Source organism: Streptococcus cristatus, from assembly GCF_001588905.1.
GTDB lineage: Bacteria > Bacillota > Bacilli > Lactobacillales > Streptococcaceae > Streptococcus > Streptococcus cristatus_N.
The window spans coordinates 25,375-37,483 of record NZ_LAWH01000019.1; the positions used below are offsets into that span (position 1 = coordinate 25,375).

General features: G+C 36.9%; 13 protein-coding genes. 11 read left to right on the top strand and 2 right to left on the bottom strand.

The window, feature by feature from the left end; all coding sequences use genetic code 11:
* Positions 1 to 63 precede the first annotated feature (63 nt).
* Together A0765_RS03880 and A0765_RS03885 are read left to right on the top strand one after the other, a co-directional pair.
* Positions 64 to 324: a DUF3173 family protein gene (locus A0765_RS03880; RefSeq protein WP_062004737.1), complete on the top strand. Its 261-nt coding sequence runs from the start codon at positions 64 to 66 to the stop codon at positions 322 to 324.
* Positions 314 to 1,495, top strand: a complete 1,182-nt coding sequence (locus tag A0765_RS03885; protein ID WP_062004739.1) for a tyrosine-type recombinase/integrase — start codon at positions 314 to 316, stop codon at positions 1,493 to 1,495. The genes A0765_RS03880 and A0765_RS03885 overlap by 11 nt, the downstream gene beginning before the upstream one ends.
* Before the next feature lie 272 nt (positions 1,496 to 1,767).
* Here the strand turns inward: A0765_RS03885 and A0765_RS03890 are convergent, their stop codons facing one another.
* Together A0765_RS03890 and A0765_RS03895 are read right to left on the bottom strand one after the other, a co-directional pair.
* Positions 1,768 to 2,067 carry a hypothetical protein gene (locus tag A0765_RS03890; protein ID WP_062004741.1) on the bottom strand — a complete coding sequence of 100 codons (300 nt, stop codon included), beginning with the start codon at positions 2,065 to 2,067 and terminating at the stop codon, positions 1,768 to 1,770.
* A gap of 151 nt (positions 2,068 to 2,218) precedes the next feature.
* On the bottom strand, positions 2,219 to 3,184 hold the full coding sequence (locus A0765_RS03895) for a site-specific integrase (RefSeq protein ID WP_062004743.1): 966 nt from the start codon (positions 3,182 to 3,184) through the stop codon (positions 2,219 to 2,221).
* An 844-nt stretch (positions 3,185 to 4,028) separates the two neighbouring features.
* On the opposite strand from A0765_RS03895, the gene A0765_RS03905 reads away from it, so the two are divergent.
* The 9 genes from A0765_RS03905 (at position 4,029) to tcpF (ending at position 12,107) form a co-directional block, all read left to right on the top strand.
* Positions 4,029 to 4,448, top strand: coding sequence for a hypothetical protein (locus tag A0765_RS03905; protein WP_062004748.1), 420 nt, complete (start codon positions 4,029 to 4,031; stop codon positions 4,446 to 4,448).
* A gap of 355 nt (positions 4,449 to 4,803) precedes the next feature.
* Positions 4,804 to 5,118, top strand: a complete 315-nt coding sequence (locus tag A0765_RS03910) for a YdcP family protein (RefSeq protein ID WP_000420682.1) — start codon at positions 4,804 to 4,806, stop codon at positions 5,116 to 5,118.
* 15 nt (positions 5,119 to 5,133) lie between these two features.
* Positions 5,134 to 5,520 carry a YdcP family protein gene (locus A0765_RS03915; RefSeq protein ID WP_000985015.1) on the top strand — a complete coding sequence of 129 codons (387 nt, stop codon included), beginning with the start codon at positions 5,134 to 5,136 and terminating at the stop codon, positions 5,518 to 5,520.
* 28 nt (positions 5,521 to 5,548) lie between these two features.
* Positions 5,549 to 6,934 (top strand): FtsK/SpoIIIE domain-containing protein, encoded by a 1,386-nt coding sequence (locus A0765_RS03920; RefSeq protein WP_000813488.1) that lies wholly within the window; start codon positions 5,549 to 5,551, stop codon positions 6,932 to 6,934.
* 177 nt (positions 6,935 to 7,111) lie between these two features.
* Positions 7,112 to 8,317, top strand: coding sequence for a MobT family relaxase (gene mobT, locus A0765_RS03925; RefSeq protein WP_000398284.1), 1,206 nt, complete (start codon positions 7,112 to 7,114; stop codon positions 8,315 to 8,317).
* Between the two features lie 42 nt (positions 8,318 to 8,359).
* On the top strand, positions 8,360 to 8,581 hold the full coding sequence (locus A0765_RS03930; RefSeq protein ID WP_001009056.1) for a hypothetical protein: 222 nt from the start codon (positions 8,360 to 8,362) through the stop codon (positions 8,579 to 8,581).
* 116 nt (positions 8,582 to 8,697) lie between these two features.
* On the top strand, positions 8,698 to 9,195 hold the full coding sequence (locus A0765_RS03935) for an antirestriction protein ArdA (protein ID WP_000342539.1): 498 nt from the start codon (positions 8,698 to 8,700) through the stop codon (positions 9,193 to 9,195).
* A gap of 88 nt (positions 9,196 to 9,283) precedes the next feature.
* Positions 9,284 to 9,676 carry a conjugal transfer protein gene (locus A0765_RS03940; protein ID WP_000723888.1) on the top strand — a complete coding sequence of 131 codons (393 nt, stop codon included), beginning with the start codon at positions 9,284 to 9,286 and terminating at the stop codon, positions 9,674 to 9,676.
* Complete coding sequence (tcpF, locus tag A0765_RS03945; protein WP_000331160.1) at positions 9,660 to 12,107, top strand: conjugal transfer ATPase TcpF; 2,448 nt, start codon at positions 9,660 to 9,662, stop codon at positions 12,105 to 12,107. The genes A0765_RS03940 and tcpF overlap by 17 nt, the downstream gene beginning before the upstream one ends.
* Positions 12,108 to 12,109: the final 2 nt, after the last annotated feature.

The following is a 12,109-nucleotide window of genomic DNA, read 5'->3' on the forward strand; positions in this document are numbered from 1 at the left end:
ATTTTGGAATATCTTTTGATATTTCCATTATATCATATAAAGATATGAGTGAGGTAAAGTAATATGAGAAAAACTGTGAGTCATCAATATTTGGTAGAGTTAGGTTTCCCAAAACATACAGCACGAGACATAATTAGGCAAGCGAAAAAAATAGCTATTCAAAAATTTAAAGAAACTAGTAATTCCTTAGATAATATGCTAGAATTAAGTAAATCACCTTTTGATAATTCAAGATTAGACCTTGCACCTACCTATATTGTTGAAGAATTACTTGGCTTTGAGTTACCTTTTGAAAAAGGAAGGAACTTAAAGAATGGCAGTTAAAAAATATCGTGGTGTATCGAGAGATAAACAAGGAAAAATTTATTATCAAACAGAGTTTAAAGCAAATGATGTAACTGGAAAACGTCAACGCAAGAAAAGTTACAAAGACCAGTTTGGGAATCTGTTTAAGAGTGAAAAGCAAGCTTATGATGAATTGTGTCGAATTAGGGCAGAATTTCAAATGTCTCAAAATAGGAACGGAGATTTCATGACCTTTGCTGATTACATGGCAGAAGTATATCTTCCCTATTATAAGCAAACGGTTCAATCTGTTACTTATAGAACGGCTCTTACCCACCATAAGATGTTTGTAGAAGTTTTTGGACAAAAGAGATTATCGTCAATAACTGTTAGGGAATGTGAGCAGTTTAGACTTCATTTGATTGATAAGTATTCTCCTAATTATGCTAAAGGGGTATGGATCCGCTTTAAGCAGTGTTTAGGCTATGCTGAACGTCTGCAAATTATTGATGAATTTCCTTGTAAATTACTTGATAATCCTAAAGGAGCACGACCAGATACAAAATTTTGGACGTTAGATGATTTTAGAAAAGTTATCGGAACATTTGATTTGTCAGATTACGAAGAACGACACAGATTCACAACGATTTGGTTGTATTTCTTTACGGGTCTTAGAGTATCTGAAGGACTGAGTTTGATTTGGTCGGATATTGATTTTGAAAGAAAATTACTCCATGTTCAGAGTACTTTAGAATATGAAGGTAATGGAGTTTTCATTCGTAAAAATCAAACAAAAACTGAAGCAGGTATCAGATGGATTGAGCTTGATGATGAGACTATGGAAGTATTGCAGAAATGGCGAACTGTACAAGTAGAAAACAGTGATGATAGTTATGTTCTTGCACGATTCGGAAAACCGTTAAGTAAAAGTACTTTAAGCCGTATTCTCAAAAGGCAAGCTAAAAAAGCAGGTGTTGAAGTAATAACTGGTAAAGGCTTGAGACACTCTCATGATAGCTTTTTAATAAATATACTAGGTAAAGATGTTCTTTATGTATCGCAACGCTCTGGGCGAGTAGATAAAGCAACAACATTGAATACTTATTCGCATTTGTATGATAGTCAAAAAGTTAGCGGAGGAAGAGAGATAACTCAAGCACTTTGTAAGTTTGGAGTATCGTCAAACCCCACCAAAACCCCACTAAACTAAAAAACTTAAGTAATAAACGTTGATTTTATAATGTTTATAAGCATTGTGTAACCATTACTCTTAAATAATAGAGTAACGCAAATTGAATGCGAAAGCCTAGTATATTAAGGTTAAGAATTGTTTAAGGTGATTTAAATCTTAAATAGGGGAGTTATTCCCCACCAAATCCCCGCCAAGTTAGATCTTGGCGGGGATTTTTTTCTACAACAAAATAGACTATATAATTCATTTGTTAGTTTTACCTTATGCAGAAAATATAGTGCTATTTTAACCTAAATCCAATCATCACCTTCAACTGGTGCATAAGCCCACCACACCCAAGCTAAACCAAGATCAGTAGCTTGAATAATATCATTTTGCATCGTAATTAAATTATGATGAAGTGCAAAATCAATGTATTCCTCTAACTGAATTCTTTTATCAGCATAGCCTTCTTCAATTAATTTCGAGATTGATTCAGGTAAACTCACGTAATCTAAAAAGCTAGTGAAGTAGGTATCTGTTATTAGTTTTTCACGAATTTCAAAATTTGAGCCTTTGAATTCTCTTTGTAAATGATTTTTAATTGACATTCTTTAACTCCTTTAAATTTATATTATGTCTGAAAAATGTGTTAAAACTGTTAGCTATACAATAGCCCATATTTTTAGTATGCCATATAAACGCCCAAAAAATGTATTTTTCCGTTTTTTTTCTTCATTTTTTAGTCGAAAATGAGAAACTTTAAAGAATATAGTTCGTCACTGTAACAGATAGACGCCAATGGGAAAGATGGAAGACCGAGACCGCCATCAAGGCTAAACGATTATATTTTGTAGGCAGGGATGAATTTAAGGCTTTTTTATAGTTTGAACCACGAATTTTATAAGGTTCATCTCTTAGATCATTAATGAAGTTTTTCTTTTGTTTCTCAAATTTTTTTAATGATTTATCCCTTAAATTTTGGTGGCCAACCTCCCAACGTTCTATTAAAAAATTTTTTAAATTCACCTTGAAATTAGGATTATCTTGGAGTTTCTTCAAGTAGAAGTAATAACACTCTCTTGCATGTTGAGCTCGCATCCCATGTAGATTGATAAGATTATTCATTTCTACATCTGTAAAGATATAATCATCGTCTTGTTTATTTTTAAAGGTATCTAGGACTACTGGGATATCTTGAGGAAGAATTAGTTGAGGTTGAAATTTTCCTCCCTTTCCACGTTGAACTAAAACATAGTAATTTCCATTATTATCTTTTCGAATATCTTTTCCTTTTAATTTTTTTAATTCGGATCTACGAATCCCAACTGCCCTCTGAAAATTAACCAGCCGAGAGAAGCGAGAGTCTGTTTCTTGATGTTTACCTTGAGAGTTTTTTGATTTTACACGACCTCGGATAATTTTGTCACTGGAACGCTTGTCTTTTCTAATGCGATTCATGTTGATATCAACTGATTTACAAACAGGTGCTAAATAAGTATGAATGGTTGCAACAGAGTATTGTTTTGGATCATCGTTTAGATTTAGTTGGTATAATTGAATCACTTCTTCAGTAATATCTGAAATTTTCTTAATATTGTGTTCTTTAGCCCACTTTGTAAAGCGAGTAATTGCTCTTTTGTAGCTTGTCCTCGTTCGATTGTTTGTGATATTTTTTGAAGCTGCAATAAATAAATCGTGCTTGAGGGAGTTTCTTTTTCTTGGCATTATACATTCCTTTCTAAAATGAATACATATTATTGTTAAACTGCCTCCCACCCTTTTTTAATAAGCTGGGTATGCTTTTGATACTTCCCATCGAGGCTAACTCTTGAAGTTTAATGTTTGCGATAGATTTTCAGTACTCACCGTAATCTATGTTTGGAAGGATCATAAAGATGTCATTGCTTGTTCGAGCTTATAAAACTTTTCTATTTTACTTTTTTTATTACATTATTTTTTACTTTGGTAAACTAGTTATTTTTTTTAGTTTTTACTTTTATTTTTACCTTTTTTATTTTACCTTAAACACGTTTTTCTTTACTTTTTATCTACTAAATGGTTATTCTTTACTTCATGTTATTCAGTAGAGAATAACCATTTAGATTTTCTTTCTTTTTTTCTTAGTTTTTTCCTTTGCAATGACTAGCATATGAGAAATAAGTACGTTAACCGTGCCCGGTAACAAACTTTCTCACCATATGACTAATGGCTCTACTTATTCAATTTAATTTATAATAATAGTATGCCATATTTTGATAAAAATAAAAAAAAGAAAAAAACACTCGTTTTGAACTACACCCCAAAGCTAGACAAATAAATTCATCCTTTGGAGTCAACAGCTTTTATAGTACTTTTTTGAAAAATCATTTTTTTATTTTTACAGAAAAATGGCATAATAATAGTATAGATAAAAAAAGGCAGTGCTGAACTGTCTTTTTTGTTCCTCAAAAAAGGAGGTAGCAGATGCTCAAGAACAATCATTTAATAATAATATTAGAGAGAGTGAGGCCACCGTGAAAATTCACGAATGAAAAATCATATTTAAAAAAATTAATTAGAGGAAAACAAAATGAAAACGTATAAAAACCATGTGATTTCTTTAACTCAACAATATCTTACAGAGTTAATTAATCACAATGAAGAAGTTAATATTAGAATGTTTTATTCAACATTTGAAGAGGATCAGTATATCTCAATCTTGAATGACCAGGATCAAGAAGTTTCATTCAATTTTGTAAATGATAGTATTGAAATTGAATTAATTGATCCGTTGTGTAAGAAAATTTTGATTACATTTGATACTGTAGAACAGACAGCCAAAGTTCATCAAGTAATGAAATTTCTCTTAGATTTGTTTTTTAGATTCAATTGGCATGAATCAGTTGCAGAGTTATCAGTAGCAAATTTCTGGGAATTGATCAAGAATTACGAGGTAGATAACCTCGATATGGCGTTTGGTTACCCAAGAATCGCATGTTCTAATAGCTAATAGCCATATTTTTAGGCACAAAAATAGCATAAAAATCTAGTTATCCGCATAAAAACTGGACTTATCACACTTTATCAAGGTCAAAACCACTCAATTTACTACTAATTTACTACTTATGAATGAGCTTTGATACGACGATTTATCCTTGAAAAGTGAAGATATAAAGATACTTCCAATAAAATTTGAATATTTAATAGGTAGACACTTCAAAAAATGAGGTGTCTATTTTTTTACCCGATTTTGAAAGGAAGTGAACTTATGAAAACAAAAAATCAAGAATCAAAAGGTCGTTCCCCACTCTTTAAGACCATCAAACATTCATTCAGCCAATAAAAAAGAAAGGATAGGTAAAAATATGGAACTTAAATTTGTGATTCCCAACATGGAAAAAACATTCGGCAATTTAGAATTTGCTGGCGAGGATAAAGTCGTTCAGCGAAGAATCAACGGACGGCTAACTGTCTTATCAAGAAGCTATAATCTCTATTCTGATGTTCAAAGAGCAGATGATATTGTGGTGGTGCTTCCTGCTGAAGCTGGCGAAAAACATTTCGGCTTTGAGGAACGTGTGAAGTTAGTCAATCCACGTATTACCGCAGAGGGCTACAAAATCGGCACTCGTGGTTTTACAAATTACCTTTTACATGCTGACGACATGATAAAAGAATAAAGAAAGAGAGGAAAAATGATGAGATTAGCAAATGGCATTGTATTAGATAAAGACACGACTTTTGGAGAATTGAAATTCTCTGCTCTACGTCGTGAAGTGAGAATCCAAAATGAAGACGGGTCGGTTTCAGATGAAATCAAGGAACGTACCTATGACTTAAAATCCAAAGGACAAGGACGCATGATTCAAGTAAGTATTCCTGCCAGCGTGCCTTTGAAAGAGTTTGATTATAACGCACGGGTGGAACTTATCAATCCCATTGCGGACACCGTTGCTACTGCCACCTATCAAGGAGCAGATGTTGACTGGTATATCAAGGCAGACGATATTGTGCTGACAAAGGATTCTAGTTCATTCAAAGCTCAACCACAAGCAAAGAAAGAACCGACACAAGACAAATAGTCGCTAGGTAGAAAGGAGACTTTTTCGCATGAAACAGCGTGGTAAAAGGATTCGCCCATCTGGTAAAGATTTAGTCTTTCATTTTACGATAGCGTCACTCCTGCCTGTTTTCCTGCTGGTTGTCGGACTGTTTCATGTGAAGACAATCCAGCAGATCAACTGGCAGGATTTTAACCTATCACAAGCAGATAAGATTGACATTCCCTATTTAATTATCAGTTTCAGTGTCGCAATTCTTATCTGCTTGCTGGTAGCGTTTGTATTCAAACGGGTTCGCTATGATACGGTTAAACAACTTTACCACCGTCAAAAACTGGCAAAGATGATACTTGAAAACAAGTGGTATGAATCTGAACAGGTCAAAACAGAGGGTTTCTTTAAAGATAGTGCTGGTCGTACAAAGGAAAAGATAACCTACTTCCCTAAAATGTATTATCGACTTAAAAATGGCTTGATACAGATACGGGTGGAAATCACGCTGGGAAAATATCAAGACCAACTCTTACACTTGGAAAAGAAATTAGAGAGTGGCTTGTACTGTGAGCTGACGGATAAAGAGTTAAAGGATTCCTATGTGGAATATACTTTGCTCTATGACACCATAGCCAGTCGTATTTCTATTGATGAAGTAGAAGCTAAAGATGGTAAACTTCGCTTAATGAAAAACGTATGGTGGGAATATGATAAGCTCCCTCATATGTTGATTGCTGGTGGTACAGGTGGCGGTAAAACTTACTTTATACTGACACTGATTGAAGCCTTGCTTCATACAGATTCAAAACTGTATATTCTTGACCCGAAAAATGCTGACCTTGCGGACTTAGGTTCTGTGATGGCAAATGTCTACTATAGAAAAGAAGACTTGCTTTCTTGCATTGAAACATTCTATGAAGAAATGATGAAACGTAGTGAGGAAATGAAGCAGATGAAGAACTATAAGACTGGCAAAAATTATGCTTACTTAGGTCTCCCGGCACACTTCTTAATCTTTGATGAATACGTCGCTTTCATGGAAATGCTGGGAACAAAAGAAAACACCGCAGTTATGAATAAGCTGAAACAGATTGTCATGTTAGGTCGTCAAGCTGGCTTCTTTCTAATACTGGCTTGTCAACGTCCAGACGCAAAATATTTAGGCGACGGAATCCGTGATCAGTTTAATTTCAGAGTGGCTTTAGGTCGTATGTCTGAAATGGGCTATGGCATGATGTTTGGCAGTGACGTACAAAAGGATTTCTTCTTAAAGCGAATCAAAGGTCGTGGCTATGTTGATGTAGGAACAAGTGTCATATCAGAGTTTTATACTCCCCTTGTACCAAAAGGATATGATTTCTTGGAGGAAATTAAAAAGTTATCCAACAGCAGACAGTCCACGCAGGCGACGTGCGAAGCGGAAGTCGCAGGTGTGGACTGATCTTGCTGGCTGGTGTGGCAATAGCCACGCCAGCACTTAACCCCCCGTATCTAACAGGGGGGTACAAATCGACAGGAAACAGTCAAAAAAACATTAGAAAATCCTTTGGTTACAAGGGATTTACAAAATTTCAGCGTATGTCAAATGGGCTTTAAAAGTTGACATACGCCTTTTTGATTGGAGGGATTTTTACTGAATGAACAAACTTGGTTACAGCATTTAAAAGAAAAACGCTTGGCTTATGGACTATCTCAAAACCGTTTAGCTGTTGCGACTGGTATTACAAGGCAGTATCTAAGCGATATTGAAACAGGAAAAGTCAAGCCATCAGAGGATTTACAGCAGTCCCTTTGGGAAGCTCTGGAACGCTTCAATCCCGACGCTCCCCTTGAAATGCTGTTTGATTATGTAAGGATTCGCTTTCCGACAACAGACGTACAGCAGGTGGTCGAAAACATCTTACAACTGAAACTGTCCTATTTTCTTCATGAGGACTATGGTTTCTATTCTTATTCAGAGCATTATGCTTTAGGCGACATATTCGTCCTTTGCTCCCATGAACTGGACAAAGGAGTTCTGGTGGAATTGAAAGGTCGTGGGTGCAGACAATTTGAAAGCTATCTTCTGGCACAACAAAGAAGCTGGTATGAGTTCTTTATGGACGTTTTGGTGGCTGGCGGTGTGATGAAACGCCTTGACCTTGCCATTAACGATAAGACAGGGATTTTGAATATCCCTGTACTCACTGAAAAGTGCCAACAGGAAGAATGTATCTCCGTCTTCCGCAGTTTTAAAAGCTATCGCAGTGGCGAACTGGTACGCAAAGAGGAAAAGGAATGTATGGGAAACACCCTCTATATCGGTTCATTACAAAGTGAAGTTTATTTCTGTATCTATGAAAAGGACTACGAGCAGTACAAGAAAAATGATATTCCCATTGAAGACGCAGAAGTAAAAAACCGTTTTGAGATTCGATTGAAAAATGAGCGTGCCTATTATGCAGTCCGTGATTTACTCGTCTATGACAATCCAGAGCATACCGCCTTTAAAATTATCAATCGGTATATCCGTTTTGTAGATAAAGACGATTCCAAACCTCGTTCTGATTGGAAACTGAATGAAGAATGGGCTTGGTTTATTGGGAACAATCGTGAACGATTAAAACTAACCACAAAACCAGAGCCTTACTCCTTCCAAAGGACGCTGAACTGGCTATCTCATCAAGTTGCCCCGACCTTAAAGGTTGCGATTAAACTTGATGAAATCAACCAGACGCAGGTTGTAAAAGACATTCTCGACCATGCGAAACTGACAGACCGACACAAGCAGATTTTGAAGCAACAGTCAGTAAAAGAACAGGACGTGATAACAACAAAAAAATAACTCAAATACAAATTCATTGAATATAGAGAGGAGAACATTTTTATGAATTTTGGACAAAACCTTTATAACTGGTTTCTATCAAACGCTCAATCACTGGTGCTTTTAGCAATCGTTGTGATTGGCTTGTATCTTGGCTTCAAGCGTGAGTTTAGCAAACTGATTGGCTTTTTAATTATTGCGATTATTGCGGTTGGCTTAGTCTTCAACGCTGCTGGAGTAAAAGACATTTTACTAGAGCTATTCAATCGCATTATTGGTGCTTAAATAAAACCGTTCTTTTGTGGAATATAAGTGGTTTTCTTATGTTCCGCAAAGGAATGGTACACCAAACGAAGTGCGGTAGGGATTTTTGAATCTCTACAAAGAAAGGACGTGAATATATGGACGATATGCAAGTCTATATTGCGAATTTAGGCAAATACAATGAGGGCGAATTGGTCGGTGCGTGGTTTACCTTTCCCATTGACTTTGAGGAAGTCAAAGAGAAAATCGGCTTGAATGATGAATATGAGGAATACGCCATTCATGACTACGAGTTACCCTTTACGGTTGACGAATACACTTCCATTGGCGAACTCAATCGACTATGGGAAATGGTATCGGAATTACCCGAAGAATTACAATCGGAGCTATCTGCTCTGCTCACTCATTTTTCAAGCATTGAAGAACTAAGCGAACATCAAGAGGATATTATCATTCATTCCGATTGTGATGATATGTATGACGTGGCACGCTACTACATTGAAGAAACGGGTGCTTTAGGCGAAGTACCAGCTAGTCTTCAAAACTATATTGATTATCAAGCCTATGGTCGGGATTTAGACCTTTCAGGAACGTTTATCTCAACCAATCATGGGATTTTTGAAATCGTCTATTAAATCTGTCGGTACATTACTACTGGCAGATTTTCTATTTTACGGGGTGGCTCAATCAGCTACCCCTATTTTTTATGAAAGGATTGATTACATGAAGAAAATACGAAGCTATACCAGTATCTGGTCTGTGGAAAAGGTACTGTATTCTATCAATGATTTTAGACTTCCGTTTCCCATAACCTTTACGCAAATGACATGGTTTGTCGTGTCACTCTTTGCAGTGATGATACTTGGCAACTTGCCCCCTCTTTCCATGATAGAGGGAGCATTTCTCAAATACTTTGGGATTCCTGTGGCTTTCACATGGTTTATGTCTACAAAAACTTTTGATGGTAAAAAGCCTTATGGATTTTTGAAGTCTGTCATTGCTTATGCACTGCGACCAAAGCTGACCTATGCAGGAAAAAAAGTAACGCTTGGCAGAAACCAGCCACAAGAAGCCATTACAGCAGTTAGGAGTGAATTTTATGGCATATCCAATTAAATACATTGAAAACAATCTCGTCTGGAATAAAGACGGGGAATGTTATGCTTACTATGAGCTTGTTCCTTACAATTACTCATTTCTAAGTCCAGAACAGAAAATACAAGTGCATGATTCTTTCAGACAGCTTATCGCACAAAATCGTGATGGCAAAATTCATGCTTTACAAATCAGTACAGAATCCAGCATACGTTCTGCACAAGAGCGTTCCAAAAATGAAGTCACTGGCAAGCTCAAAGCGGTTGCCTATGACAAAATCGACCAACAGACAGACGCTTTAATATCCATGATTGGCGAAAATCAAGTGAACTACCGTTTCTTTATCGGCTTTAAGTTGCTTCTCAACGATCAGGAGTTTTCTATGAAAAGTCTTACCGTTGAAGCAAAAAATGCTTTGTCTGATTTTGTCTATGATGTGAACCATAAGCTGATGGGCGATTTTGTTAGTATGAGTAATGATGAAATCCTGCGTTTTCAGAAGATGGAAAAGCTCTTAGAAAATAAAATCTCTCGTCGTTTCAAAATCCGCAGGTTAGATAAGGACGACTTCGGCTATCTGATTGAACACCTTTACGGACAGACAGGCACTGCCTATGAAGAGTATGAGTACCATCTATCAAAGAAAAAGCTGGATAATGAAACGCTGATTAAATACTATGACTTGATTAAGCCTACTCGCTGTTTGGTGGAAGAAAAACAGCGATATTTGAAAATCCAGCAGGAAGATGAAACCGTCTATGTAGCTTACTTTACCATTAACAGCATTGTCGGAGAACTGGACTTCCCGTCCTCTGAAATCTTCTACTACCAGCAACAGCAATTTACATTCCCGATTGATACGTCAATGAATGTGGAAATTGTAGCGAATCGTAAAGCCCTATCTACTGTCCGCAATAAAAAGAAAGAACTGAAAGACTTGGATAACCACGCTTGGCAAAGTGATAATGAAACCAGCTCCAATGTGGCGGAAGCTCTGGAAAGTGTGAATGAGCTGGAAACCAATTTAGACCAAAGCAAGGAATCTATGTACAAGCTGTCTTATGTGGTAAGGGTATCAGCAAATGATCTTGACGAACTCAAACGTCGTTGTAATGAAGTGAAAGATTTTTATGACGATTTAAGCGTAAAACTGGTACGACCATTTGGGGATATGCTCGGCTTACATGAAGAATTTTTACCTGCCAGCAAGCGTTATATGAATGATTATATTCAATACGTGACCTCTGATTTCCTCGCTGGTTTAGGTTTTGGTGCTACTCAAATGCTGGGGGAAAATGAGGGGATTTATGTTGGCTACAGCTTAGATACTGGACGCAATGTCTATCTGAAACCTGCTCTTGCCAGTCAAGGGGTTAAGGGTTCAGTAACCAATGCGTTAGCGTCGGCTTTTGTTGGTTCGCTGGGTGGTGGTAAATCCTTTGCGAATAACCTTATCGTCTATTATGCGGTGCTTTATGGGGCACAAGCAGTGATTGTAGACCCAAAAGCAGAACGTGGCAGATGGAAAGAAACCTTGCCAGAGATTTCCCATGAAATCAATATCGTCACTCTGACTTCTGATGAGAAAAACAAAGGCTTACTTGACCCTTATGTGATTATGAAAAATCCCAAAGATTCTGAATCACTGGCTATTGATATTCTGACATTCCTTACGGGGATTTCCTCTCGTGATGGGGAACGCTTCCCAATCCTTAGAAAAGCCATTCGTGCAGTAACCAATAGTGAAGTACGAGGGTTGATGAAAGTGATTGAGGAATTACGGGTTGAGAATACGCCACTAAGTACCAGTATAGCCGACCATATCGAAAGTTTTACAGACTATGACTTTGCACATTTATTATTCAGTAATGGTTATGTGGAGCAGTCTATCAGCTTAGAAAAACAACTGAACATTATACAGGTTGCGGACTTGGTACTTCCCGACAAGGAAACTTCCTTTGAGGAATATACCACTATGGAGCTTTTATCCGTTGCTATGCTGATTGTCATTAGTACCTTTGCTTTAGACTTTATCCATACAGACCGAAGCATTTTCAAGATTGTAGATTTAGACGAAGCATGGAGCTTTTTACAGGTAGCACAAGGAAAAACACTATCTATGAAGCTGGTTCGGGCTGGTCGTGCTATGAACGCTGGGGTATATTTCGTGACCCAAAATACAGACGACCTCTTAGATGAAAAACTGAAAAATAACCTCGGCTTAAAATTTGCATTTCGTTCCACTGACCTTAACGAGATTAAAAAGACCTTAGCCTTTTTTGGTGTAGACCCAGAGGACGAAAACAATCAGAAGCGATTGCGTGATTTGGAAAACGGGCAATGCCTTATCAGTGATTTATATGGTCGTGTCGGTGTGATACAGTTCCACCCTGTATTTGAAGAACTGCTCCATGCCTTTGATACCAGACCACCTGTGCGAAAAGAGGTGTAAAT